Raw genomic sequence first — 25,461 nt, 5'->3', positions numbered from 1 at the left:
CGTCACTTGCCAAGTCGGACGTCACGGCCACCTGGTTGCCGCCCCTGGCCAAGGGTGGCGCAGATCACAGCGACCGCCATCCCTCCGAGGAGGAAGAGGTACGAGCCTCCTCCTGCGCCGAAGAGGAAGTCGCCCTCGGGTCTGCTCGCGGTGAGCAGGATGACGGCGATCATCCAGCCGGCCGCGGGCGCGACGGCCCCGCCCCGGCTGCCGACCGCCCGTGCCCCGCCGAGGCAGAGCCCGGCCTCGCCGGCGAGCGCGAGCAGCAGCCCGCCCGGGAACCAGCCTGCCTGCACCAGGGAGCCGGCGGCGCCGACGACCGCGCCGAGCACGAAGAGGGCCACATACAGCAGCGTCCGCCCGGCGGAGGGCCGCTGGATCGGCTGGGCGAGCAGGGAACCGCGCTCGTTCATGACGCCTCCCCGGCACCGAGTCCGGCGAACAGGTCGTGCTCTCTCGCCGCGCCGCCCTCTCCGCGTACCAACTCGTAGTACTCGGTGGTGAAGAGGGGTTGCGCGAGCTCGTTCGAGAGCGCGAAGTACGGCTCCGCGACCTCGATCTGCGTCGCGTGCGCCCGCATCGCGGCGGCCTTGGCCCCGGCGTGCGCGGTGCCGTCGATCTCGGTGGTGATCCGCTCGTCGGCGACCACGCCCGGCACGTCGTCGAGGACGCCGGCCTTGGAGAAGGGCAGAGCGGACAGGTCGCCGTCGAGCCCGGCGAAGGCGGCTTCGCCGACGGACCGGGGGACCCGGTTCCAGTAGACCTTGGGGATCTCCCAGCCCTGGTCCGCGGCCAGTTCGGCGGCGCGCATGGCGACGCGGTGGGCCTGGATGTGGTCGGGGTGGCCGTAGCCGCCGTGGTCGTCGTAGGTGACGAGGACCTGGGGACGTACCTCCAGGATCACCTCGACGAGCCGGCCGGCCGCCTCGTCCACGTCGGCCTGCCAGAAGCAGGCCGGGTCCTCGTTGTCCGGCAGGCCCATCATCCCGGAGTCCGTGTACTGGCCGGGGCCGCCGAGCAGACGGAAGTCCTCGACGCCGAGCTCGGCCATGGCGGCGGTGAGCTCGCGCAGCCGGTGCTCGCCCAGAGCCGCGCCGGTGAGATGCCGCAGCTCGGGCGGGATGACCTCGCCACGCTCGCCGAGTGTGCAGGTGACCAGGGTCACCCGGGCACCCTCGGCCGCGTACCGGGCCATGGTCGCGCCGTTGTTGATCGACTCGTCGTCCGGGTGCGCGTGCACCAGCAGCAGACGCCGGGTGGGTTCCGTCATGGATCCCACCCTACGAGGCGCCACTGACAGGGCCGCGCAGCCCCGGTCAGAACTTGATGCTGCCGATCATGCTGGCGATGTTCGTCGTCAGGTCGTTGATGGTGGGCGCGACGGTCGAGGAGGCGAGATAGAACCCGAGAAGGATGCAGACGACCGCGTGTCCGCCCTTCAGCCCGGACTTCTTGACCAGCAGGAAGACGACGATCGCCAGCAGCACCACCGCCGAAATCGAGAGTGCCACGGCGGCTCACCTCCAAAGATCCACAGGAGCGCGGGGGTCGGACCAAGGGGCAGAAAAGTCCATGCGGATAAATCCACAAGGACCAGCAGGTTCATACCCACTATGCGCTAGTGATCATAACTATCCGTACGCGCGCATCGGTCGGCGCACGGCCGCACAAGGGGGCGCATGGCCAATATGGTCGGGGCATGACGACGACGTCCGACTCCTTCCCCCGCCGGCACGCCCGCACCCAGCGCTTCACGCTCGGCGCGCCGCGCGCGTTCGCCGTGGCTCCCGACGGTGCCCGTGTCGTGTTCCTGCGCTCCACCTCCGGTACGGACAGGGCGAGTTCCCTGTGGGTTCTCGACCCGGCGGACGGCGGGGAGCGCGTGGCGGCGGACCCGCGCGCCCTGCTCGACGGCGGTTCGGAGGACCTGTCGCCGCAGGAGCGGGCGCGGCGCGAGCGGAGCCGTGAGGGCGGTGCCGGCATCGTCGGCTACGCCACCGACGCGGACGTGGAGTTGGCCTCTTTCGCCTTGTCAGGGCGGCTTTTCACGGCCGAGCTGCGGGCCGGCACGGCACGTGAACTCCCCGTCCCCGGACCGGTGATCGACCCGCGCCCCTCCCCCGACGGCCGGCACATCGCGTACGTCGCCGAGGGCGCCCTGCGTGTGGTGGGCGCCGAGGGCGAGGGTGAACGGGCGCTCGCGGAGCCGGAGTCGGCCAACGTCACCTATGGACTGGCCGAGTTCATCGCGGCCGAGGAGATGGGCCGTTCGCGGGGCTTCTGGTGGTCTCCCGAGTCGGACCGGCTGCTGGTCGCACGGGTGGACGACACGCCGGTGCGGCGATGGTGGATCTCGGACCCCGCACAGCCGGAACGTGACCCACAGCACGTCGCCTATCCGGCGGCGGGCACGGACAACGCGGACGTCCGGCTGTTCGTCATGGGCCTGGACGGGACCCGCACGGAGGTCGTCTGGGACTGGGCGCGCTATCCGTATCTGGCGCATGCACACTGGTCAGACGCGGGTGCGCCGCTGCTGCTGGTACAGGCGCGCGACCAGCGCAGCCAGCTGTTCCTGGCCGTGGACCCGGAGACCGGGGCGACCCGCCTGGTGCACGCGGACGAAGATCCAGTTTGGCTGGATCTTTTCCCTGGGGTGCCCTGCTGGAGCCCCTCGGGACGGCTCGTGCGGATCGCGGACGAGGGCGGGGCGCGGGTGCTCGCGGTGGGTGAACGGCCACTCACGGGACCGCAGTTGCACGTCCGCGCGGTGCTGGACGTGAGCGACGCCGACGTGCTCGTCTCCGCGTCGGCCGGGGCGGAGGCCGAGCATCCGGAGACCGGTGAGGTGCACGTCTACCGCGTGAACGAGCTCGGCCTGGAGCGCGTCTCGCAGGCGCCCGGCGTGCACTCGGCGGTGCGCGCCGGGGGCGTGACCGTGCTGGTGTCCGCCGCCCTGGACCGGCCCGGCAGCCGGGCGCAGGTTCTACGGGACGGCAAGCAGCTCGCGACGATCACCTCTTACGCCGAAGATCCCGGTTTGTCCCCGCGCGTGACGCTCACCGAGGGGGGCGCACGCCGAATCCCGTGCGCCGTGCTCATGCCACGTGACTACGCCGGTGACACCTCGCTGCCGGTGCTCCTCGACCCGTACGGCGGTCCGCACGGGCCGCGGGTGGTCGCCGCACACAACGCGCATCTGACCTCGCAGTGGTTCGCCGACCAGGGCTTCGCGGTGGTCGTCGCCGACGGGCGGGGCACCCCTTGGCGCTCCCCCGCCTGGGAGAAGGGCGTCCACCGGGACTTCACCGCCTCCCTCGACGACCAGATCGAGGCGCTCCAGGACCTCGCCAAGAGTCACCCCCTGGACCTGTCCCGGGTGGCGATCCGGGGCTGGTCGTACGGCGGCTGGCTGGCGGGCCTCGCGGTGCTGCGCCGGCCGGACGTCTTCCACGCGGGCATCGCGGGCGCCCCGGTCACCGACTGGCGGCTGTACGACACGCACTACACGGAGCGGTACCTGGGCGACCCCGGCGCGGCCCCGGAGGCGTACGCGAAGAGCTCGCTCGTCACCGACGAGGGGCTGTCCGACCCCGCCGAGCCGCACCGGCCGCTGATGATCGTGCACGGGCTCGCCGACGACAACGTGGTCGTCGCACACGCCCTGCGGCTGTCCTCCGCGCTGCTCGCCGCGGGCCGCCCGCACGAGGTGCTGCCGCTGTCCGGGGTGACCCACATGACCCCGCAGGAACAGGTCGCGGAGAACCTGCTGCTGCTCCAGGTCGACTTCCTCAAGCGCTCATTGGGGCTCGCATAGCCACACAAACCCGCATCAACCGCGTTAACAAGCAGGCAACTTGGCCGACCCGATCCCGATATACGGACGCGTCAGTCTATTGAGCGTACGGCCGTGCGGGTGCCGTAAACGGACCGGGGTGTCGCCATGTCACCCCGGTCCGTTGTTGTCCGGGGCTTCCGGCGCCTCAGACGGAAGCCCGTCCGGCTCCTCCGGTGGCACGACCTGCTTCTCCTCCGCGAAGTGGCACGCCGAGTCGTGTGCGGCCGGGCCGGTTGCGAGGCGGAACTCGGCCGGGACCGCGAGCAGCGGCACCTCAAGGGCGCAGCGCTCCTGCGCCTTCCAGCAGCGGGTGCGGAAGCGGCAGCCGGAGGGGACGTTCGTCGGGGACGGCACGTCGCCGGAGAGGATGATCCGCTCCCGGTGCTCACGCGCCTCCGGGTCGGGCACGGGGACGGCGGACAGCAGCGCCTGGGTGTACGGGTGCGTCGGGTGGTCGTAGATCTCCTCGTCCCGGCCGATCTCCACGATCCGCCCGAGGTACATCACGCCGACCCGGTCCGAGATGTGCCGGACGATCGACAGGTCGTGCGCGATGAAGACGTAGCTCAGCTCGAACTCGCTCTGCAGCCGGTCCAGCAGGTTGATCACCTGGGCCTGCACGGACACGTCGAGCGCGGAGACCGGCTCGTCGGCGACGATCACCTCCGGGCGCAGCGCCAACCCGCGCGCGATGCCGATGCGTTGGCGCTGGCCACCGGAGAACTGGTGCGGATAGCGGTTGATGTACTCGGGGTTGAGCCCGACGACGTCCAACAGCTCCTGGACCCTCTTGCGCCGGTCGCCCTTGGGTGCCACCTCGGGGTGGATCTCGTACGGCTCCCCGATGATGTCGCCCACCGTCATGCGGGGGTTGAGGGAGGTGTACGGGTCCTGGAAGACCATCTGGATGTTGCGGCGGACCGACTTGAGGGCCTTGCCGGAGAGCTTGGTGAGGTCCTCGCCCTTGTACTTGATCAATCCATCGGTGGGCCGCTCAAGATTGACCAGCATCTTGGCAACGGTCGACTTGCCGCAGCCGGACTCCCCGACGATGCCGAGGGTCTCTCCTTTGTTGAGCGTGAAGTCAACACCGTCAACGGCCTTGACGGCACCGACCTGTTTCTTGAACAGAATGCCCTGGGTCAAGGGGTAGTGCTTGACCAGTCCACTCACTTCCAGGATGGGCTCAATCCGATCAATCTGGTCAACCATTGAGGCACTCCCTCCAGAAGTGACAGGCACTGCCCCGGTCCTCGTCAACCTCGTACAGAGGCGGTACATCGGTCCGGCAGACGTCTTGAGCCATCGGGCAGCGGGGGTTGAACGCGCAACCCGGAGGGATGTTCATCAAGTTGGGCGGCAGTCCCTTGATCGCATACAGCTCCTGCCCCTTCTGATCAAGACGGGGGATGGAATCAAGGAGACCGCGTGTGTACGGATGCGCCGGCGCCTTGTAGATGTCGTGGACCGGCGCCGACTCGACGATCCGGCCCGCGTACATCACGGCGATCCTGTCGGCGACGTCGGCCACGACCCCCAGGTCGTGGGTGATCAGGATCAGCCCCATGTGGAACTCGCGCTGCAACTCCGCGAGCAGGTCCATGACCTGGGCCTGGACGGTGACGTCGAGGGCGGTGGTGGGCTCGTCGGCGATGATGAGGGCGGGCTCCAGGGCGAGCGCCATGGCGATCATGATGCGTTGGCGCATGCCGCCGGAGAACTGGTGCGGGTAGTCCTTGACCCGGTCGGCGGCGGCCGGGATGCGCACCCGGTCCATCAGCTCGACGGCCTTGGCGCGGGCGTCCTTCCGGGACATCCCCCGGTGCACGACGAACATCTCGCCGAGCTGGTCGCCCACGGAGAGCACCGGGTTGAGGGAGGACAACGCGTCCTGGAAGATCATCGCCATCTCGGCGCCGCGGACCTTGCGCCGCTCGTCCTCCTTCAGCTTCAGCAGGTCCTGGCCCCGGAAGAGGATCTCGCCGCCGGTGATCCTCCCGGGCGGGATGTCCAGGATCCCCATCACGGCCTGCGCGGTCACCGACTTCCCCGACCCGGACTCACCGAGCACGGCAAGGGTCTCCCCCGCGTCCACGCTGTAGTTCACACCGTTGACGGCCTTGGCGACCCCGTCCCGGGTCCGGAACTCCACGTGCAGGTCACGCACTTCGAGCAGCATGACGGCGGCTCACCTCAGCTTCGGGTCGAGGGCGTCGCGGACCGCGTCGCCGAGCATGATGAACGCGAGCACCGTGATCGCGAGTGCGCCGGCCGGCCAGAGCAGCATGTGCGGGGCATTGCGGATGTAGGCGGAGGCGGAAGAGATGTCGATGCCCCAGCTGACCGTCGGCGGCTTCAGGCCGACGCCGAGGTAGGAGAGGGTCGCCTCGAGGGCGATGTACGTGCCGAGCGCGATGGTCGCGACGACGATCACCGGGGCGACGGCGTTGGGCGCGATGTGCCGGAGCAGGATGCGGGAGTCGGAGGCGCCCAGGGCGCGGGCCGCCTGGACGTAGTCGTTCTGCTTGGCCGTGATGACCGAGCCGCGGGCGATGCGGTACACCTGCGTCCAGCCGAGCAGCACGATGAACCCGATGACCGGCCAGATCGTGTTGCTGGTCACCACGGAGAGCAGGACCAGACCGCCGAGCACGACCGGGATCGCGAAGAAGATGTCGGTGATCCGGGACATGAACGAGTCCCAGGCACCGCCGAAGTACCCGGCGAGCCCGCCCAGGATCGAGCCGAGGAGCGCTACGCCGAGCGTGGACAGGACGCCGACGCTGATGGAGATGCGGGTCCCGTACACGGTGCGCGTGTAGACGTCGCAGCCCTGGCCGTCGTAACCGAAGGGATGGCCCGGCTGCGAGCCCTCCTGGGCCTTGGCGAGGTCGCACTTGAGGGGGTTTCCCGACGCGATCAGGGACGGCCACAGCGAGATGACGACCAGGAAGAGGATCACCAGCCCGGAGACGATGAAGACCGGGTTGCGGCGCAGGTCGCGCCAGGCGTCGGACCACAGGCTGCGAGGCTTCTGCTGGGGGCCGGTGCCTTCGGGTCCCCCGGGGGCCCGTCCGCCGGAGGCGGCTGATGGACGCTGCTCCAGGGTCTCCGCCTCGCTCGTAGCGAGGTCCATCGCGCCGCCCATGCCGGTGCCGGCGATGGCGCCCTCCGGTTCGTACGGCTGCTCAGGCATAGCGGATCCTCGGGTCGAGTACGGCGTACAGGAGGTCGACGAGCAGGTTGGCGACCAGGAAGACGAGGACGAGGACCGTCACGAAGCCGACGACCGTCTGGGTGTTCTGCCTGAGAATCCCCTGGTAGAGCTGGTAGCCGACGCCGTGGATGTTGAAGATCCGCTCGGTGACGATCGCGCCGCCCATCAGGGCGCCGATGTCGGTGCCGATGAAGGTGACGACCGGGATGAGCGAGTTGCGCAGCAGGTGACGGATGATCACCCGCTGGCGGGGCAGGCCCTTGGCGATGGCCGTACGGACGTAGTCGGCGCGCCGGTTCTCCGCGATGGAGGTGCGGGTCAGCCGGGTGACGTAGGCGAGGGAGACGGAGGCCAGGACCAGGCCCGGCACGATCAGTTCGCTGAAGGTGGCGTCCGTGGAGACCGAGGGTTTGATCCAGCCCCACTCGACGCCGAGCAGCAGCTGGAGCAGCAGGCCGGTGACGAAGGTGGGGACGGAGATGACGACCAGGGTGAGGAGCAGCACCGAGGTGTCGACGGGACGGCCCCGCCGTAGACCCGTGACCACGCCCAGCGTGATGCCGATGACGATCTCGAAGAGGATCGCCACGATGGTCAGCCGGATGGTGACGGGGAACGCCGTCGACATCAGCTCGGTGACCTTCTGGCCGTTGAACGCCGTGCCGAAGTCGCCGGTGAAGACGTTCCCCATGTAGGTGAGGTACTGCTGCGGGAAGACGGGCTTGTCGAGTCCGTACTCCTTCTTCAGCTGGGCGGCCGTGGCCGGGTCGCACTGCTTGTCGCCGCACAGGCCCGCGATGGGGTCGCCCATCACGTTCACCATCAGGAAGATCAGCAGCGTGGCCCCGATGAACACCGGGATCATCTGGAGCAGACGCCGGACCACGTACCTGCCCACGGGGGCTCAGCCGACCTTGATCTCGTTGTAGACCGGGACGCTGAAGGGGTTGAGGGCGACGTTGGAGAGCCGGTCGGACCAGCCGGCGCTGCCGTTCTGGTACCAGAGCGGGATGGCCGCCATGTTGTCGCGTACGACCTTCTCGGCGTCCTGGAAGAGTCCGATCGCCTTGGTGGTGTCGGTCTCGGTGTTCGCCTGGTTGACGAGCTTGTCGAAGTCCTTGTTGGACCACTTGCCGTCGTTGGAGGAGGCGTTGGTGTAGTAGAGCGGCTGGAGGAAGTTCTGGATCAGCGGGTAGTCCATCTGCCAGCCCGCCCGGAACGGCCCGGACATCTTCTTCTGGGTGATCTGGTTGCGGAAGTCGGCGAAGGTGCCGACCGGGTTGCCCACGCAGGCCTTGTCGTTGCCGAGCGCGTTGTTGATGGAGTTGCACACGGCGTCCACCCACTCCTTGTGCGAGCCCGTGTCCGCGTTGTACGTGATCTTGACCTGGCCGCCGGGCAGCCCGCCGCCCTCCTCGATCAGCTTCTTGGCCTCGTCCGGCTTGTACTCGCAGCCGTCACCGCACAGCCCGTCCTGGAAGCCGCCCTTCTCGCCGAGCACCGGCGAGGTCCAGTCGGTGGCCGGGGTGCGGGTCTTCTGGAAGATCGTGTCGGTGATCTGCTCGCGGTTGATGGCCATGGACAGGCCCTTGCGGACCTTCTCCGAGCCGCTCTTGTTCCAGTCCTTGTCGTAGTACGGGAACGCGAGCGTCTGGATGATGCCGGCCGGGGTGTTGAGGTAGCGGTCGCCGAGGTCGCTCTTGACGTTCTTGAGCTGGGCGGCCGGGACGTCGTCCACCAGGTCCAGGTTGCCGGCCATCAGGTCGGTGTAGGCGGTGTTGTTGTCGGTGTAGACCTTGAGGTCGACACCGCCGTTCTCCGCCTTGTCGTCACCGGGGTAGTCGGCCCACTTCCGCAGGGACATCTTCGAGCCCTTGGTGTACGACTCCACGGTGTACGGGCCGTTGCCGACAGGCTTCTTGATCCAGGCCGAGTGGTCGGAGTAGAAGGTCTTCGGCAGCGGGGCGAAGGCCACGTAGCCGAGGGTGTCCGGGAAGGTCGAGAACTTCTGCGTGAGCTTGATGGTGAAGGTGTTCGTGCCGGTGACCTTCAGGCCGGAGAGGGTGTCGGCGGTCTGCTTGGAGCCGTCCTCCGGGTGCACCTTGTCGTAGCCCTCGATGTACCCGAAGAAGTACGCGTTCTTCTGGTTGTTCTTGAGGGAGGCGCCGTAGTTCCAGGCGTCCACGAAGGACTTGGCGGTGACGGCCTCGCCGTTGCTGAACTTCCAGCCACTCTTGACGGTGACGGTGAAGTTCTGCGAGTCCGAGGTGTCGATCTTGTCGGCCAGCATGTCCTCGGCGGCACCGGTCTTGGGGTTGTACCGCTTCAGCCCGCGGAAGATCATGTCGAGCACCTTGCCGCCCTGCACCTCGTTGGTGTTGGCCGGCTCCAGCGGGTTCTGCGGGTCACCCCAGGAGGAGCTGAACACCGCGCTGTCGTCACCACCGCCGCTGTCGCTCCCGCCACCCCCGCAGGCCGTCGCGGCGAGTGCGACCGCCGCCGCGCATGCGGCCCATTTGGCGTGCGTGGCTCCGCGCATGGAGTGCCTCCTCAGAAATGCCAGTCCGTTATCGGCAAATATCGGGGCAAGCCACATACAGCGCACATTCGGCGCGCCCATTTGCAGGAGTCACGAGATCGTCACGGTGGCCGAATCCGCTCGGTGACGGCGTCAGCGCCTCACCAGGACCCCTTCAGTGGTCTGGACCAATATTGGCGGGCTCGCACATCAATTCGGCATTTCCGCAGGCCACGCAGGTTTCACGCGCCGTTGACGGGTGCAGACCACCGCTGATAGACACACTCATCACCCAGCTGGCGTCACCAGGCGAAATCCGTTCCCGAGGTTCCGACAAGCCGTCCCTGTGCGAGCGATGACGCGAGGTCACCAATCCATGAGCACTCAAGACCAGCACGGCAGAAGGCGTTCACACCCGAGAAGCCCGCGCTTGCGTGCGCTCCGGCTGGTCGCGGCGGCCGGTGCCGCCGCACTGACCCTCTCGGCGGGCCTCGTGACACCGCTGAACCCCGCGCCCGGGCAGGCGCAGGCCGCCGACGGCGACAAGGTGCTCACCGTCGCGGTGGCCCAGAGCGTCGACTCGCTGAGCCCCTTCCTCGCGGTACGGCTGCTCAGCACCAGCATCCTGCGGCTGACGTACGAGTACCTCACCGACTACGACCCCGGGGACGCCCACCCGGTGCCGGGCCTCGCCACCAGCTGGAAGCCGTCCGCGGACAAGCTGACCTGGACGTACACGATCCGCTCGGACGCGAAGTGGTCGGACGGGCAGAAGGTGACCGCCGAGGACGCCGCCTGGACGTTCGACAAGCTGATGACCGACGAGGCGGCCGCCACCGCGAACGGCAGCTTCGTCACCAACTTCCGCAAGGTTACGGCCCCGAGCCCCACCCAGCTGGTCATCGAGCTGAAGAAGCCGCAGGCCACGATGACCGCCCTGGACGTGCCGATCGTCCCCGAGCACATCTGGAAGGACGTGAAGGACTTCTCGAAGTTCAACAACGACAAGTCCTTCCCGATCGTCGGTGACGGGCCGTTCGTGCTCACCGACTACAAGGCGGACAGTTACGTCCGGCTCAAGGCGAACAAGAGCTTCTGGCGCGGGGCGCCCAAGTTCGACGAGCTGGTCTTCAAGTACTACAAGGACCAGGACGCGGCGGTGGCCGCCCTCCGCAAGGGCGAGGTCTCCTTCGTCGCGGGCCAGCCCGCCCTGACACCGGCTCAGGCGTCCTCCCTCAAGGGCCAGAAGGACATCCACGTCAACGAGGGTCCAGGCCGCCGCTTCTACGCCCTGGCCACCAACCCGGGCGCCAAGGCCGGGAACGGCCAGAAGTTCGGCGACGGCGACCCGTCCCTGCTGGACGAGCGGGTCAGGCACGCACTCTTCATGGCCGTCGACCGCAAGACCATCATCGACAAGGTGTTCCAGGGCCACGCGGTCGAGGGCCAGGGCTACATCCCGCCACGCTTCTCCACGTACTTCTGGCAGCCGTCGGGCAGCCAGACCCTCTCGTACGACCCCGCCAAGGCGGCCCAGCTCCTCGACCAGGCGGGCTACAAGAAGAACGCCGACGGCAAGCGGGTCGGCAAGGACGGCAAACCGCTGAACTACCGGGTGCTGTGCCACGCCACCGACCCGAACGACAAGGCCGTCGGCCAGTACCTCAAGGAGTGGTGGGCCAAGCTCGGCGTCGGCATGACGCTCGACTGCCTGGACAACGTCACCGATCCCTGGCTGGCCGGCAAGTACGACCTCGCCTTCGACGGCTGGTCGGTCAACCCGGACCCGGACTACGTGCTGTCGATCCACACCTGCGCGGCCCTGCCCGCGACCCCGAAGGACACCGGCGCGACCGACAACTTCATCTGCGACAAGACGTACGACGAGCTGTACGCCAAGCAGCTCGCCGAGTACGACTCGGCCAAACGGGCCGACATCGTCAAGCAGATGGAGTCGCGGCTGTACGACCTCGGGTACATGAACGTCATGGCGTATCCGAACGCCGTCGAGGCGTACCGCACCGACCAGATCAAGTCCATCGAGACGATGCCGGAGGCGGCCGGCAACATCTACGGCCAGGACGGCTACTGGAGCTGGTGGTCGGCCGTGCCCGCCGACTCCTCTTCCTCCTCCGGCGGCTCGTCGACCGGGGTGGTCGTCGGAGTCGTCGCGGGTGTCGTCGTACTCGCCGCGGCCGGGGTGTTCCTCGCGATGCGCCGCCGCACCACCGCCGACGACCGCGAGTAGGTGGTCCATGGTCTCCGAGGCAGCAACCGCGCCCGTGGTGAAAGCCGGACGGACCGGCATGGGCACCGCCTATCCGCGGTACGTCGCCGGCAAGGCGGGCGGTGCCGTCGTGTCGCTGCTCGCCGTCCTCGTCACCGGCTTCTTCCTGTTCCGGCTGATCCCGGGCGACCCGGTCAAGACGATGACCGGCGGCCGCCCGGTGTCCGCCGAGCAACTCGCCCAGTACCGCAGGGAGTTCGGGCTCGACCTGCCGCTGTGGCACCAGTTCACCGACTACTGCGGCAAGGCGCTCACCGGTGACCTGGGCACCTCGTACCAGTTCCGCGCCCCGGTCATCGACAAGATCACCGAAGCCCTGCCGAACACCCTCCTGCTCACCGGCACAGCCTTCGTCCTCTACACCGCGCTCGGCATCTGGCTCGGCACCCGCTCGGCCTGGCGGCACGGCAGGCTCGGCGACCGCCTCAACACCGGCCTGGCGCTGACCCTTTACTCGGTGCCGTCGTTCTGGCTCGGCCTGCTCCTCATCATCGTGTTCGGGGTGGGCCTCGGCCCGATCCCCGGCCTGTTCCCGACCGGCGGCATGGAGTCCGGTGGCAAGGAGGGCTTCGCATACGTCCTCGACGTCGCCCACCACCTGATCCTGCCGGTGATCACGCTGGTCGCGGTCGAGTACGGACAGACCCTGCTGGTCACCCGCTCGGCGCTGCTGGACGAGATGGGCAGCGACTATCTGACGACGGCCCGCGCCAAGGGCCTGCGGGACGATCTCGTCCGCCGCCGGCACGCCGTGCCGAACGCGCTGCTGCCCACGGTCACCCTGGTCTTCGTCAACCTCGGCCGGACCGTCGCGGGCGTCATCCTGGTCGAGACCGTCTTCTCCTGGCCGGGCCTCGGCGGACTCTTCTACCAGGCCCTCAGCGTGCCCGATCTCCCCCTCGTCCAGGGCCTGTTCCTCGTCTTCGCCGCCGCGGTGATCATCATGAACACCCTGGCCGACCTGCTCTATCCGCTGCTCGACCCCCGGGTGGGCCGATGACGACCGACACCGAGACCTCTGTCGCCCCGGCTCCCGGCCCGCGCGGGCTCGCCTGGCAGAGGCGCCGCAGCTCTGCCGCACGGTTCTGGCGGCAATACCGCACCCACCGGGCCGGGGTGGTCGGCCTGGCCGCGCTCGTCCTGTTCGCGCTGGTCGCGCTGACCGCGCCGCTGACGGTCGGCTCGGACGTGACCGGGGTGACCGACGCGCCGGGCAATCCGCTCGAAGCGCCGAGCACCGAATTCCCGCTGGGCACCGACCGGTTCGGGCGCGACCTGCTGGGCCTGGTGATCTGGGGCTCCCGGGTCTCCCTCTTGGTCGGGCTGCTCGCGGCCGTGCTGTCGGTGGCGATCGGCGCGGTCGTCGGCATCACCGCCGGGCACTTCAAGGGCGCGTACGCGACCGTGCTGATGCGGATCACCGACTGGTTCCTCGTCATGCCGACGCTGGTGCTCGCCATCGCGCTGGCCACGGTCATGTCCCGCTCCCTCGGCACCGTGATCCTCGCGATCGGCGTCACCTCCTGGCCGACCACGGCCCGGCTGGTGCGCGCCCAGACGCTGGCGGTCGAGTCACGGCCGTACATCGAACGCGCGAAGGCGCTCGGCGGCGGCCACTGGCACGTCATGAGCCGGCACGTGCTGCCCAATGTGATGCCGCTGGTGCTGGCCCAGACGACCCTGATGATCTCCTCTTCCGTGCTGGCCGAGGCGACGCTGGCCTTTCTCGGGCTCGGCGACCCGACGGTGATCTCGTGGGGCGGGCTGCTCCAGGACGCGCGGGAGGCGGGGGCGGTCAGTGCGGGCGACTGGTGGTATCTGGTGCCGCCCGGCATCGCGATCGCGGTGGTCGCGCTGACGTTCACGCTGTGCGGGCGGGCAGTGGAGTCCGTGCTCAACCCGAGGCTGGGGGTGGCCCGTTGACGCTGCTTGAGGTCCGGGACCTGACGGTGACGTACGCGGGCGGGGCCGCCGCCGTACGAGGCGTGGACCTGTCCCTCGAGGCCGGACGCAAGCTCGGCATCGCCGGGGAGTCCGGCTGCGGCAAGTCCACGCTGGCACTGGCGCTGCTGCGACTGCTGCCGGCCGGCACCGAGATCGGCGGGGAGATCCTGCTCGACGGGGAGGACGTCCTGACCATGCGGTGGGGGCGGGTGCGCGCGGTGCGCTGGGCGGGGGCCTCGATCGTCTTCCAGGGCGCGATGCACTCGCTCAACCCCGTGCACCGCGTGGGCGACCAGATCGCCGAGCCGATCCTCCTCCACGGCGGGGCGACCGCGGCGGCGGCGCGGAAGCGGACCGGCGAGCTGCTGGAACAGGTGGGACTGCCGGCCGCGCGGGCACGGACGTACCCGCACGAACTCTCGGGCGGCCAGCGCCAGCGCGTCATGATCGCGATGGCCCTGGCCTGCGACCCACGCCTGGTCATCGCGGACGAACCGACGACCGCGCTGGACGTGATGATCCAGGCGCAGATCCTGAGGCTGATCGAAAGTCTGGTGTCCGAGCAGGAGTTGGGCCTGATCATGATCAGCCACGACCTCGCCGTCCTCGCCGACACCTGCGACCGGCTGGCCGTGATGTACGCGGGCCGGGTGGTCGAGGAGGGTCCGGCCCGTTCGGTGTACGAGAACGCGCTGCACCCGTACGGCAAGGCCCTGTCGGGAGCCTTCCCGCGCATCGGCGACCCGGCCTCCCGGTTCGCCCCGCGCGGCCTGGCCGGCGATCCGCCCGACCCCTCGGACGTCCCGTCCGGCTGCACCTTCCATCCGCGCTGCCCGGTGGCGCTGGACGAGTGCGCGGTCGAGGACCAGTGGCTGCGGGAGGGCGAGCCGGGGCGGCGGGCGGCCTGCGTACACGTGGGCACTGCGGTGCCGCCGCCGGCCGGTCCCGCGCGGGACGTGAGGAGTACGACATGACGACTCCCGAGCCGCTGCTCAGCGCGCGGGGCCTGCACGTGACGTTCCCCGGCCGGCACGGCGCGCCCGAGGCCCGGGCCGTGGACGGCGTCGAACTCGACATCGGGGCCGGGGAGATCGTGGCGCTGGTCGGCGAGTCGGGCTGCGGCAAGACGACGCTGGCGCGCTCGCTGCTGGGTCTGGTGCGGCCGACGGCCGGGAGCGTCAGCTTCGCCGGCGAGCCGCTGGCGTACAACTCCCGTGCGCTGAAGGCGTATCGGAAACGCGCCCAGCTGGTGTTGCAGGATCCGAGCGGGTCCCTCAACCCCCGGCACACGGTGTACGAGGCGGTGGCCGAGGGCCTGCGGATCCATGGCTACGGCGGCGACGAACAGGCGGCGGTGGCCCGGGCGTTGTCCCGTGCGGGACTGCGACCGCCGGAGCGCTTCTTCCTGCGCTACCCGCACGAGTTGTCCGGGGGCCAACGCCAACGGGTGGTGATCGCGGGCGCGTTGGTCCTCGACCCCGAACTGATCATCGCGGACGAGCCGGTGGCCTCCCTGGACGCCTCGGTCCGCGGCGAGATCCTGGCCCTCCTCCTCCGCCTGCGCACCGAGTTGGGCCTGTCCGCGCTGGTGGTCACCCACGATCTGGGCCTGGCCTGGAACATCGCCGACCGGGTGGCGGTGATGTACCTGGGCCGGATCGTGGAGACCGGCACGGTGGAGGAGGTCCTGACGGCACCTCGACACCCGTACACCCAGGCGCTGTTGTCCGTCCTTCCGGAGGCTCCCGGCGACCCGGTGGTCCTGACCGGCGAGCCCCCGGACCCGTCCCGCATCCCTTCCGGGTGCCGCTTCCATGCGCGGTGCCAGGTGCTGGCGGGTGGGGAGGCGGAACGGGCGGGGGTCGCGGATGCGTGCCGGTCCCTGGATCTGGAGGTGCTGGACGGGAGCGGGGAGGGGCAGGTGGCTTGCCATTGGGCGCGGGCGCGGGTGGCTACCTAGCCTCGCGGGCCACCAACTCGATCTCGAAACCATCGGAGTTGGCGAGATAGGCGGCGTAGTGGTCGGGCCCGCCGGCGTACGGGTACCGCTCGGCGAAGAGCGGCTGCCAGCCGTGGGCGGGGGCGTCCTGGGCCAACGAGTCGACGTCCGATCGTGAACCGGCGTGAAAGGCAAGGTGGTTGAGGCCGGGTCGCGTCCGGTCGTGCGCCGTGCCGCTCATGGCCGACGACTCCTCGACGACCAGATAGGTGTCCCCCGCCCGCCAGCTCCGCCCCCGCCCCCACTCCTGATACGGCACCCATCCGAGCCGCCCCAGCAGCCAGCCCCACTCTCCGACTGCCCGCCCCAGATCCGGCACCCACAGCTCAACGTGGTGCAACATGTCACTCCCTGTACACAAACGCCGCAAAAGGGGCGCGGGGCTGTGCTGACGCTCAAAACACCAGTTCCCGGCACCCCTGAGACAAGGGGTACCGGGAACAACGGCTCAGCCGCCGCAGGTGTCACGCCGCGTGGACGACGTCCTTCTCCTCCGCGAAGTGGCACGCCGACTCGTGGGCCGCCGGCGAGTCCGCGCCCTTGAAACGCTCGGGGATCGCCAGCAGCGGCACCTCCTCGGCACACTTGTCCTGCGCCTTCCAGCAGCGCGTGCGGAAGCGGCAGCCCGAGGGCGGGTTGGCCGGGGACGGCACGTCACCGGTGAGGATGATCCGCTCGCGGTGCTCGCGGGCCTCCGGGTCCGGCACGGGCACGGCCGACAGCAGCGCCTGGGTGTAGGGGTGCGTCGGGTGCTCGTAGATCTGCTCGTCGGTGCCGATCTCGGCCATCTTGCCGAGGTACATCACACCCACCCGGTCCGAGATGTGCCGGACGATCGACAGGTCGTGCGCGATGAAGATGTAGGAGAGGTTGAACTCGTCCTGCAGTCGCTCCATCAGGTTGATGACCTGCGCCTGGACGGAGACGTCCAGCGCCGACACCGGCTCGTCGCAGATGATGATCTCGGGGTTCAGGGCCAGGCCGCGGGCGATGCCGATGCGCTGGCGCTGACCGCCGGAGAACTGGTGCGGGTACCGGTTGATGTACTCCGGGTTGAGGCCGACGACGTCCAGCAGCTCCTGCACCTTGCGGCGCCGGTCGCCCTTCGGAGCCACCTCGGGGTGGATGTCGAAGGGCTCGCCGATGATGTCGCCCACCGTCATACGCGGGTTGAGCGAGGTGTACGGGTCCTGGAACACCATCTGGATGTTGCGGCGGACCGCCTTCAGCGCGCGCCCGGACAACTTGGTGATGTCCTGGCCCTTGTAGAAGATCTCGCCGGCGGTCGCCTGCTCCAGGTTCATCAGGAGCTTGGCCACCGTCGACTTGCCGCAGCCGGACTCGCCCACGATGCCCAGGGTCTCGCCCTGGTGCAGGTCGAAGGAGATGCCGTCGACGGCCTTGACCGCGCCGACCTGCTTCTTGAACAGGATGCCCAGCGTCAGCGGGAAGTGCTTGACGAGGTTGCGCACCTGGAGGATCGGCTCACCGCGGTCGACGGGCGCGTCCAAGGCGGTTACGGCCTCCGCCTCGGACTTGGCCTCAACGACGTCGACCTCGGAGACGTTGGGCGTCGCGTCCTGCGGCTCGTCGTTCTTGCTGAGCTCAGCCATGGAGCGTCTCCTTCCAGAAGTGGCAGGCCGAGGCGCGGCCCACCAGCTCGCCGCCGTCCTGCTCGGTGACCGGCAGGAGGTTCGGGACGTCGGTACGGCAGACGTCCTGGGCCTTGGGGCAGCGCGGGTTGAACGCACAACCGGTGGGGATGCGCAGCAGGTTGGGCGGCAGACCCTTGATCGCGTAGAGCTCCTGGCCCTTCTGGTCCAGGCGCGGGATCGAGTCGAGCAGACCGCGGGTGTACGGGTGCGCGGGCCGCTTGTACAGCTCGTGCACCGGCGCGGTCTCGACGATCCGGCCCGCGTACATCACGGCGATCTTGTCCGCGACGTCGGCGACCACGCCGAGGTCGTGGGTGATCAGGATCAGACCCATGTTGTACTCGCGCTGCAACTCCGCGAGCAGGTCCATGACCTGGGCCTGGACGGTCACGTCGAGGGCCGTGGTCGGCTCGTCGGCGATGATCAGCTCCGGCTCCAGCGCGAGCGCCATGGCGATCATGATGCGCTGGCGCATACCGCCGGAGAACTGGTGCGGGTAGTCGTTGACCCGCGCCGCGGCGGCCGGGATCTTCACCCGGTCCATCAGCTCGATGGCCTTGGCCTTGGCGTCCTTCTTCGACATGCCGTGGTGGACACGGAACATCTCGCCGAGCTGGTAGCCCACGCTGAGCACCGGGTTGAGGGAGCTGAGCGCGTCCTGGAAGATCATGGCGATGCGCCGGCCGCGGATCTTGCGGCGGTCCTCGCCGGACATCGTGAGCATGTCCTGGCCGAGGAAGCGGATCTCGCCCTGCGGGATCTTCGCCGGGGGCATGTCGAGGATGCCCATGATGGCCTGCGCGGTCACCGACTTGCCGGAGCCCGACTCGCCGAGGACGGCGAGCGTCTCACCGGCGCTGACGCTGTAGTTGACGCCGTTGACGGCCTTGACCACGCCCTCGCGGGTGTGGAACTCGACGTGCAGGTCACGCACTTCGAGCAGCGGGCCGTCGTTGCCCTCGCGCGGCGAGGGCACGGAAACTTCTTCGATGATGGTCACGTACGCCTCCCTCAGCGCATCTTCGGGTCGAGGGCGTTGCGGACGGCCTCACCGAGCATGATGAACGCCAACACGGTGATGATCAGCATGATCGACGGGTAGAGCATGATCCACTGAGCCACTCGGATCTGGTTGCCGCCGTCGGAGATGTCGTTGCCCCAGGACACGCCGTTCAGGCCGAGGCCCAGGTACGACAGGGTCGCCTCGGCGGAGATGTAGATGCCGAGCGAGATGGTGGCGACGACGATCACCGGGGCCAGCGTGTTCGGCAGGATGTGCCGGAACATGATGCGCGGCGTGCTCGCGCCCAGCGCCTGGGCTGCGTGCACGTAGTCCGACTGCTTGGTGGTGATCACCGCGCCGCGCATCACGCGGGCTATCTGGGTCCAGCCGAAGAAGCTCAGGGCTCCGATGACGACCCAGGTGGTGCGGTCCTGGAAGGAGTTGAGGATGACCATCGTGCCGAGCAGGAACGGGATGCCGAAGAAGACGTCCGTCAGCCGGGACAGGATCGAGTCGACGATGCCGCCGAAGTAGCCCGCGATCATGCCGACCAGACCGCCCGCGATGGTCACCGCGACGGTCGTACCGAAGCCGACCGCGATGGAGGCCCGGGCGCCGTAGATGACACGGGCGTACACGCTGCGGCCCTGCTGGTCGTAGCCCAGCCAGTCGGCGGAGAAGACGTTGCCCAGCTTCGGCTTCTGCAGGAAGTGCTTGGCCAGGTCGCCGTGGGCCGGGTTGGCGCCGGTGTACCAGCCGGGGAAGAAGGTAATGGTCAGCAGCAGGACGATCAGCACCGCCGAGACGAGGAAGATCCAGCTGCGCCGCAGGTCCTGCCAGGCGTCGCCCCACAGACTGCGGGTCTTCTCCTGTTTCGGCTCGGGCAGCGGACCACCGGCCGCCGCGACGGCCGCGTCCTCGGCAGCTGCCTCGGGAACGGTCTTGGTGACGTCAGGCATAGCGAATCCTCGGGTCAAGGACCGCGTAAAGCAGGTCGACGAGCAGGTTGGCGAGGAGGTACACGAGGACCAGGATGGTCACGAGGCCCACGAGGGTCGTGCCCTCGCGGCGCACGATCGACTGGTAGATCGTGCCACCGATGCCCTGGATGTTGAACAGGCCCTCGGTGACGACGGCTCCGCCCATCAGTGCGCCGATGTCGGTGCCGAGGTAAGTGACCACCGGGATCAGCGAGTTGCGCATGAGGTGGACACCGACCACGCGACGCCTCGGCAGGCCCTTCGCGATGGCCGTGCGGATGTAGTCGGCGCGCAGGTTCTCGGCGATCGACGTACGGGTGAGCCGGGTGACGTACGCCAGCGACGCGGTCGCCAGCACGATGGCCGGCATCAGCAGCTCGTTGTAGTTCGTCGAGTCGTTGACGTTCGGCGGCAGCCAGTTGAGGTCGAAGGCGAAGACGACCTTGAGGATGTAGCCGAGGACGAACACCGGCACCGAGATCAGCACCAGGGTGACCAGCAGGATCGCGTTGTCCGCGAAACGTCCGGCGCGCAGACCCGCGACGATGCCCAGGGCGACGCCGAAGACCATCTCGATGAGGAACGCGAGAGCGGCCAGGCGGAGGGTGACGGGGAACGCGTCGCCGAGGACGTCCGTCACCGGACGGCCGCTGGCGATCTGGGTGCCGAAGTCGGCGTGCAGGATCATGTCCCGCATGTAGTGCCAGTACTGGACCAGGATCGGCTGGTCCAGGCCGTACTGATGTCTCAGTGCCGCGATCACCTGCGGGCTGCCGCCCTTGTCGCCGAAGAGCCCGCGCACGGGGTCACCGGGCAGGGCGTACACCATGAGGAAGATCAGCAGGGTTGTCCCGATGAAGACCGGGATCATCTGGAGCAGTCGTCGTGCGACGTAGCGCCCCATCGTGCCTCCATGTCAGTCACAGCGGCAGCCAACGGGCCCTTTCCCCGCGCACCGGTGATTGATGCGCATGGAAAGGGCCCCCCAGCCACTGCCGTTGCCCGGGGCGCGAGCAGCCGCGCCCCGGGTACGGGCTTGTGGTTACTTCTTCTTGACCTGAACGCCGGTCAGGATCGGGTCGCCGTCCTGGGCGTACTTGACGCCGGTGACGTTCTCCGAGTAGCCCGCGTTGACCTTGTAGTACCAGAGCGGAATGCTCGGCATGTAGTTCGGGAGCTGCTTCTCGATCTCCTGGTACTTCTTCTCCGAGTCCTCCAGCGTCGGCGCGGCGTCGGCCGCGGCGATCTCGCTGTCGATCGTCTTGTTGGAGAAGCCGCCCTGGTTGCCGTCCGACTCCGTGCCGTACAGGTCACGGATGAAGTTGGCGTTGAACGGGTAGTCCAGCACCCAGCCCGAGCGGTACAGCGACTTGACCTGCTTCGCGTCACGCGCGTTCAGGTCGGCCTGGAAGTCGGCCTTCGAGTCGCCGGAGCACTTCACGCCGGTGGCGTTGGTGATGGAGTTGCAGACCGCCTCCACCCACTCCTTGTGGCCGCCGTCGGCGTTGTACTGGATGTAGATCTGGTTGCCCGGAACACCGCCGCCCTCCTTGATGAGCGCCTTGGCCTTCGTCGGGTTGTACGTCGTGACGTCGCCGGCCGCGTTCGGCTGGTAGCCGAGAACGCCCTTGGCGACCCAGCCCGTTGCGGGCTCACGCGTGCCCTGCAGCACCGTCTTGGTGATGGTGTTGCGGTCGATGGCCATGGACAGACCCTGGATGACCTTGGGGTCGATGTCCTTCCACTGCTTGGTGTAGTAGGCCACGGCGATCGTCTGGATCGCGGAGTAGGCCTGGTCCACCGCGCGGTCGCCGAGGTCCGACTTGTAGACCGGCAGGTCCTTGGGCGCGATCTGGCGCAGCACGTCGACGTTGCCGGACTTGAGGTCCTCGTACGCCGTCTCGAGGCTGGTGTAGTTCTTGAAGATCACACCGCCGTTCTTCGCGGCGTTCGGGCCCTTGTAGCCGTCGAACTTGGCGACCTCGATCTGCTTCTTGTGCTGCCAGCTGACGAACTTGTAGGGCCCGTTGCCGATCGGGTGCTCGCCGGCCGCCTTCGGGTCCTTGTAGAAGGACGCGGGCAGCGGGTCGAAGACCTCGTAGCCGAGCTTGTAGACGAAGTACGGCAGCGCCTTCGACAGCGTGATGGTGAAGGTGCTGTCGTCGACGACCTTCAGACCGGAGAGGGTCGTGGCCTTCGGCTTGCCCTTGGCCGGCGCGACGTCGTCGTAGCCCTGGATGTCGGAGAACCAGAAGCTGTTGGTCTGCTTGTTGGCCGGGTTCGCGGCCCAGTTCCACGCCTTGACGTAGGAGTCGGCGGTCACCGGGGTGCCGTCGTGGAACTTCCAGCCGGACTTCAGCTTGACCGTGAAGGTCTTGTTGTCCGTGGAGTCGACCGACTGGGCGTTGACCATCACGATCTTGCCGCTCGAGTCGTAGTCGACCAGGCCCGAGAACAGCGAGCGGATGACGATGCTGCCGTTGGACTCCATGGTGTTGGCCGGCTGCAGCGGGTTCTGCGGCTCGCCCACCTCGACCGAGAACTTTCCGGCCGGGTCGACAGCGGCCTTGCTGTCGCTGCCCTTGTCGTCACTGCCACCGCCACACGCAGTGGCCCCCAGCGCCACAACCGCAGCTATCGCAACCCACTTGGCGCTCTTGGCACCACGCATGGGGCTCCTCCTCATGAGTCCATTGGTTCACCGCATGGAGGAGCACATGACACGTCACCGTCACCGGTGCCTGAAACGGTCAAGTGCCCCCGCGCTCGTGAGTCGGCGCCGCCTGCGACGCGTGACCCGTTGATCCGAGCTCTACGCGCCTAACTATCTGCCATGCGCCGTGGCCGAACCACACTGAAAAGGTCTCGGTTCGATCACACCTGAACCGAACATCTTCCAAAATCCGGACAAACGGTTTGACGAAAGATCCCTGCGAAACGGACTTGTTACACACCTATCGGACCTGCATGTCCGTATACCGAACGCGAAGGGCATGAAAATTCGCTTGCGGATCCAAGTTCGCTGTGTATGGGCGCACGACGGGCCGCTTTCGGCCAACAGGCCTTCTTCTCAAGGCAGTTGGCGGAGCGCACAGCGGAGGGACAGTTCTCACCCTGGCAGAAGCCTAGTGCGGTTCGATCCGCCTTTGCGGAACCGGAACGAGAACTAGGGTTTTCCCTATTTCTGCACCCGCCGTCTTCGCACCCAACGCAAAACCGGGCACCCCGCGTTGCGGAGTGCCCGGCGCCGTCGTGGGACGGCCCGAATCAGCCGTTCTTGGCGCGGCTCGCGGCGCGGGCGCGCTCGCGGGCGTCCAGGTTCACCTTGCGGATGCGGACGGCCTCCGGGGTCACCTCGACGCACTCGTCGTCGCGGCAGAACTCCAGGGACTGCTCCAGGGAGAGCTTGCGCGGCGGCACGATCGCCTCGAACGAGTCGGCCGACGAGGACCGCATGTTCGTGAGCTTCTTCTCCTTGGTGATGTTCACGTCCATGTCGTCGGAGCGCGAGTTCTCGCCGACGATCATGCCCTCGTACACCTCGGTGCCCGGGTCGGTGAACAGCACGCCGCGCTCCTGGAGGTTCGTCATCGCGAAGGCGGTGACGGCACCGGCGCGGTCGGCGACCAGCGAGCCGTTGTTACGGGTCTGCAGCTGGCCGAACCAGGGCTCGTGGCCCTCGTGGATGGAGTGCCCGATGCCCGTGCCGCGGGTCTGCGTCAGGAACTCGGTACGGAAGCCGATGAGACCGCGCGAGGGCACCACGAACTCCATGCGCACCCAACCCGAGCCGTGGTTGGACATGTTGTCCATCCGGCCCTTGCGGACACCCATGAGCTGCGTGACCGCGCCCATGTGCTCCTCGGGCACGTCGATCGTCATGCGCTCGACCGGCTCGTACGTCTTGCCGTCGACGTCCTTGGTGACGACCTGGGGCTTGCCGATGGTCAGCTCGAAGCCCTCGCGGCGCATCTGCTCGACCAGGATGGCGAGCGCCAGCTCACCACGGCCCTGGACCTCCCAGGCGTCCGGGCGCTCGGTGTCGAGCACGCGGAGGGAGACGTTACCGACCAGCTCGCGGTCGAGACGGTCCTTGACCTGACGGGCGGTCACCTTGCGGTCCTTGACCGCGGCCTTGTTGTCGGCGCCCTTGCCGGTACCGCCACGGCCGACCAGCGGCGAGGTGTTGGTGCCGATGGTCATCGAGATCGCCGGCTCGTCCACCGTGATCAGCGGCAGCGGGATCGGGTTCTCGGGGTCGGCGAGGGTCTCGCCGATCATGATGTCCGAGATGCCGGCGACGGCGCAGATGTCGCCCGGGCCGGCCTTCTCGGCGGGCTTGCGGGTGAGCGCCTCGGTCATCAGCAGCTCGGTGATGCGGACGCTGGACATGGTGCCGTCGCGCTTGATCCAGGTGACGGTCTGGCCCTTGCGCAGCTCGCCCTGCTCGACGCGGAGCAGCGCGATACGGCCGAGGAAGTTGTCGGCGTCCAGGTTGGTGACGTGCGCCTGGAGCGGGGCGGCCTCGTCGTACTCGGGGGCCGGGACGTGGGACAGGATCGTGGAGAAGAAGGGCTCCAGGCTGTCGCTGTCCTGCGGGACGGTGCCGTCCTCGGGCTTGGTCAGCGAGGCCACGCCGTCCCGCGCACACGCGTAGACGATCGGGAACTCGATCTGGTCCTCGTCGGCGTCGAGGTCGAGGAAGAGGTCGTAGGCCTCGTTCACGACCTCGTCGATGCGCGAGTCGGGGCGGTCCGTCTTGTTGATGCACAGGATGACGGGCAGGCGGGCCTGCAGCGCCTTGCGCAGCACGAAGCGGGTCTGGGGCAGCGGGCCCTCGGAGGCGTCGACGAGCAGCACCACCGCGTCCACCATCGACAGCCCGCGCTCGACCTCGCCACCGAAGTCGGCGTGGCCCGGGGTGTCGATGATGTTGATGGTGATGACGTCGCCGCCATCCTTGGGGTGGTACTTCACGGCCGTGTTCTTGGCCAGGATCGTGATGCCCTTCTCACGCTCCAGGTCGTTCGAGTCCATCATGCGGTCGTCGAGCGACTCGGCGGCGTGCGCTGCGAAGGCACCGGCCTGCTTCAGCATGGCGTCGACCAGGGTCGTCTTGCCGTGGTCGACGTGGGCGACGATAGCGACGTTGCGGATGTCGTGGCGCGTGGCCATAGTGCGGCGTACTCCCGGAGTGTGAGGAAGGCCTGCGCGGACGTCTGTGTTACGCGGACCCTGCCGGGCTCAACATGCCACGGCCTTACCCCATGGTACGGGGCCCTGGGGCAAGGGGCCTCCGGGGGCCGCCGGGACCCCCTGCCCGCGGGCGGGATCAGGCGCCCTTGGTGGCCTTGGATCCGTCCGGACAGGTCTCGCGGGCGGCGGTACGGCCGGTGGCCACGTCCGTGGGATCGGAGTCGCAGGGGAGGAAGCCGCTGCCGGTCGTCTCCCAGGTGAGCACATGGCCCTTGACCGGCTGCTCGCTCCCGCAGGTGTACGTGAAGTCGGCGTCGACCAGGCTGATGTAGGCCCAGGAGTAGTAGGCGCCCTCAAGGTCCTCGGTCGTCTCGAAGTACTCGTCCTCCGAGGGCCGCTCCACCTCCGACGGGTCGGCGAGTGGCTCCTCGACTTTCAGGTGTGCGCCCAGGACCTTGATCACTCCGGTCGCGGTGGCGCCCGCGGGGACGCCCGTCACCTTGGGCCGGTAGACGGTGTCGCCCACGGGCTTGAGGTGGGCCGAGTAGTGCTCCGTCTTCTTCGCGAACGAGATGGGGTCCGCGAGCGCGGTCAGCTTCTCCGTATGCCGGATGCCCGCCCAGGTGTACGTCCCCTTCGAGCAGGCCTTCGCCCCCTCGTCCACGCTCTTGCCGCCACCGGTACAAGCCGTGAGCCCCGCCGCCACCGTCACCGCGACCAGTCCCGCCGGCCAGGTCCCCCGCCCGAATACGCGCATTCCGCGCCCCCGTCTCCCCCGTGCGCGAACGCCCGGCGCCCGCACCATGATCGATACCGACCTCATG

At 68.5% G+C, this 25,461-nt stretch carries 22 protein-coding genes; 6 read left to right on the top strand and 16 right to left on the bottom strand.

Going from position 1 to position 25,461, the window contains the following annotated elements; all coding sequences use genetic code 11:
• Window positions 1-2: 2 nt before the first annotated feature.
• Genes ACQEWB_RS32200 through ACQEWB_RS32190 form a run of 3 tightly spaced genes read right to left on the bottom strand, consistent with a single transcriptional unit; the run spans window position 3 to window position 1,511 of the window.
• Window positions 3-413, bottom strand: a complete 411-nt coding sequence (locus ACQEWB_RS32200) for a DUF6113 family protein (RefSeq protein WP_432837182.1) — start codon at window positions 411-413, stop codon at window positions 3-5.
• Complete coding sequence (gene mshB, locus ACQEWB_RS32195) at window positions 410-1,270, bottom strand: N-acetyl-1-D-myo-inositol-2-amino-2-deoxy-alpha-D-glucopyranoside deacetylase (RefSeq protein ID WP_432837180.1); 861 nt, start codon at window positions 1,268-1,270, stop codon at window positions 410-412. The genes ACQEWB_RS32200 and mshB overlap by 4 nt, the downstream gene beginning before the upstream one ends.
• A gap of 46 nt (window positions 1,271-1,316) precedes the next feature.
• Window positions 1,317-1,511, bottom strand: a complete 195-nt coding sequence (locus tag ACQEWB_RS32190; RefSeq protein WP_058923418.1) for a hypothetical protein — start codon at window positions 1,509-1,511, stop codon at window positions 1,317-1,319.
• 188 nt (window positions 1,512-1,699) lie between these two features.
• Here ACQEWB_RS32190 and ACQEWB_RS32185 point away from each other — a divergent pair, with 188 nt between their 5' ends.
• Complete coding sequence (locus ACQEWB_RS32185) at window positions 1,700-3,817, top strand: prolyl oligopeptidase family serine peptidase (RefSeq protein WP_432837177.1); 2,118 nt, start codon at window positions 1,700-1,702, stop codon at window positions 3,815-3,817.
• A gap of 129 nt (window positions 3,818-3,946) precedes the next feature.
• Here ACQEWB_RS32185 and ACQEWB_RS32180 read toward each other — a convergent pair whose 3' ends face one another.
• From ACQEWB_RS32180 to ACQEWB_RS32160, 5 genes are read right to left on the bottom strand one after another with little or no spacing between them, the layout of a single operon-like run.
• The gene (locus tag ACQEWB_RS32180; RefSeq protein WP_432837175.1) at window positions 3,947-5,050 is read right to left on the bottom strand and encodes an ABC transporter ATP-binding protein; all 1,104 of its coding nucleotides are present in this window, start codon (window positions 5,048-5,050) and stop codon (window positions 3,947-3,949) included.
• A complete protein-coding gene (locus tag ACQEWB_RS32175) occupies window positions 5,043-6,017 on the bottom strand; it encodes an ABC transporter ATP-binding protein (RefSeq protein WP_432837173.1) in 975 nt (324 codons plus the stop codon). The genes ACQEWB_RS32180 and ACQEWB_RS32175 overlap by 8 nt, the downstream gene beginning before the upstream one ends.
• Window positions 6,018-6,026: 9 nt before the next feature.
• Window positions 6,027-7,034 (bottom strand): ABC transporter permease, encoded by a 1,008-nt coding sequence (locus tag ACQEWB_RS32170; protein WP_432837171.1) that lies wholly within the window; start codon window positions 7,032-7,034, stop codon window positions 6,027-6,029.
• Window positions 7,027-7,953, bottom strand: coding sequence for an ABC transporter permease (locus ACQEWB_RS32165; RefSeq protein ID WP_432837169.1), 927 nt, complete (start codon window positions 7,951-7,953; stop codon window positions 7,027-7,029). Before ACQEWB_RS32165 ends, ACQEWB_RS32170 begins: the two co-directional genes overlap by 8 nt.
• A 6-nt stretch (window positions 7,954-7,959) precedes the next feature.
• Window positions 7,960-9,594 (bottom strand): peptide ABC transporter substrate-binding protein, encoded by a 1,635-nt coding sequence (locus tag ACQEWB_RS32160; protein ID WP_432837167.1) that lies wholly within the window; start codon window positions 9,592-9,594, stop codon window positions 7,960-7,962.
• Between the two features lie 355 nt (window positions 9,595-9,949).
• Between ACQEWB_RS32160 and ACQEWB_RS32155 the strand changes: the two genes are divergently transcribed.
• From ACQEWB_RS32155 to ACQEWB_RS32135, 5 genes are read left to right on the top strand one after another with little or no spacing between them, the layout of a single operon-like run.
• Window positions 9,950-11,821 carry an ABC transporter substrate-binding protein gene (locus ACQEWB_RS32155; protein WP_432837165.1) on the top strand — a complete coding sequence of 624 codons (1,872 nt, stop codon included), beginning with the start codon at window positions 9,950-9,952 and terminating at the stop codon, window positions 11,819-11,821.
• Between the two features lie 7 nt (window positions 11,822-11,828).
• Entirely contained in the window at window positions 11,829-12,860 is a 1,032-nt protein-coding gene (locus ACQEWB_RS32150; protein WP_432837163.1) for an ABC transporter permease, read from the top strand.
• Window positions 12,857-13,783 (top strand): ABC transporter permease, encoded by a 927-nt coding sequence (locus ACQEWB_RS32145; protein WP_432837161.1) that lies wholly within the window; start codon window positions 12,857-12,859, stop codon window positions 13,781-13,783. Before ACQEWB_RS32150 ends, ACQEWB_RS32145 begins: the two co-directional genes overlap by 4 nt.
• Window positions 13,780-14,778 (top strand): ABC transporter ATP-binding protein, encoded by a 999-nt coding sequence (locus ACQEWB_RS32140; protein WP_432837159.1) that lies wholly within the window; start codon window positions 13,780-13,782, stop codon window positions 14,776-14,778. Before ACQEWB_RS32145 ends, ACQEWB_RS32140 begins: the two co-directional genes overlap by 4 nt.
• Window positions 14,775-15,764: an ABC transporter ATP-binding protein gene (locus ACQEWB_RS32135; protein WP_432837157.1), complete on the top strand. Its 990-nt coding sequence runs from the start codon at window positions 14,775-14,777 to the stop codon at window positions 15,762-15,764. Before ACQEWB_RS32140 ends, ACQEWB_RS32135 begins: the two co-directional genes overlap by 4 nt.
• On the opposite strand, the gene ACQEWB_RS32130 is transcribed toward ACQEWB_RS32135, so the two are convergent.
• The 8 genes from ACQEWB_RS32130 to ACQEWB_RS32095 all read right to left on the bottom strand — a co-directional run bounded on the left by ACQEWB_RS32130 (window position 15,757) and on the right by ACQEWB_RS32095 (window position 25,394).
• The gene (locus ACQEWB_RS32130; protein WP_432837155.1) at window positions 15,757-16,146 is read right to left on the bottom strand and encodes a VOC family protein; all 390 of its coding nucleotides are present in this window, start codon (window positions 16,144-16,146) and stop codon (window positions 15,757-15,759) included. The two genes, ACQEWB_RS32135 and ACQEWB_RS32130, sit on opposite strands and share 8 nt — an antisense overlap.
• A 121-nt stretch (window positions 16,147-16,267) precedes the next feature.
• Window positions 16,268-17,416: an ABC transporter ATP-binding protein gene (locus ACQEWB_RS32125; protein WP_432837153.1), complete on the bottom strand. Its 1,149-nt coding sequence runs from the start codon at window positions 17,414-17,416 to the stop codon at window positions 16,268-16,270.
• The gene (locus ACQEWB_RS32120) at window positions 17,409-18,458 is read right to left on the bottom strand and encodes an ABC transporter ATP-binding protein (RefSeq protein WP_432837151.1); all 1,050 of its coding nucleotides are present in this window, start codon (window positions 18,456-18,458) and stop codon (window positions 17,409-17,411) included. Before ACQEWB_RS32120 ends, ACQEWB_RS32125 begins: the two co-directional genes overlap by 8 nt.
• An 11-nt stretch (window positions 18,459-18,469) precedes the next feature.
• Window positions 18,470-19,420, bottom strand: a complete 951-nt coding sequence (locus tag ACQEWB_RS32115; RefSeq protein WP_432837149.1) for an ABC transporter permease — start codon at window positions 19,418-19,420, stop codon at window positions 18,470-18,472.
• Window positions 19,413-20,345 (bottom strand): ABC transporter permease, encoded by a 933-nt coding sequence (locus ACQEWB_RS32110; RefSeq protein ID WP_432837147.1) that lies wholly within the window; start codon window positions 20,343-20,345, stop codon window positions 19,413-19,415. Before ACQEWB_RS32110 ends, ACQEWB_RS32115 begins: the two co-directional genes overlap by 8 nt.
• A 138-nt stretch (window positions 20,346-20,483) precedes the next feature.
• The gene (locus tag ACQEWB_RS32105) at window positions 20,484-22,112 is read right to left on the bottom strand and encodes a peptide ABC transporter substrate-binding protein (protein ID WP_432837145.1); all 1,629 of its coding nucleotides are present in this window, start codon (window positions 22,110-22,112) and stop codon (window positions 20,484-20,486) included.
• A gap of 596 nt (window positions 22,113-22,708) precedes the next feature.
• Window positions 22,709-24,616, bottom strand: coding sequence for a translational GTPase TypA (gene typA, locus ACQEWB_RS32100; RefSeq protein ID WP_432837143.1), 1,908 nt, complete (start codon window positions 24,614-24,616; stop codon window positions 22,709-22,711).
• 157 nt (window positions 24,617-24,773) lie between these two features.
• Window positions 24,774-25,394 (bottom strand): hypothetical protein, encoded by a 621-nt coding sequence (locus tag ACQEWB_RS32095; protein ID WP_432837141.1) that lies wholly within the window; start codon window positions 25,392-25,394, stop codon window positions 24,774-24,776.
• Window positions 25,395-25,461 lie beyond the last annotated feature (67 nt).

This window comes from Streptomyces sp. CA-249302, from assembly GCF_050936785.1.
GTDB lineage: Bacteria > Actinomycetota > Actinomycetes > Streptomycetales > Streptomycetaceae > Streptomyces.
This window is presented reverse-complemented; position numbering and strand designations above follow the sequence as displayed.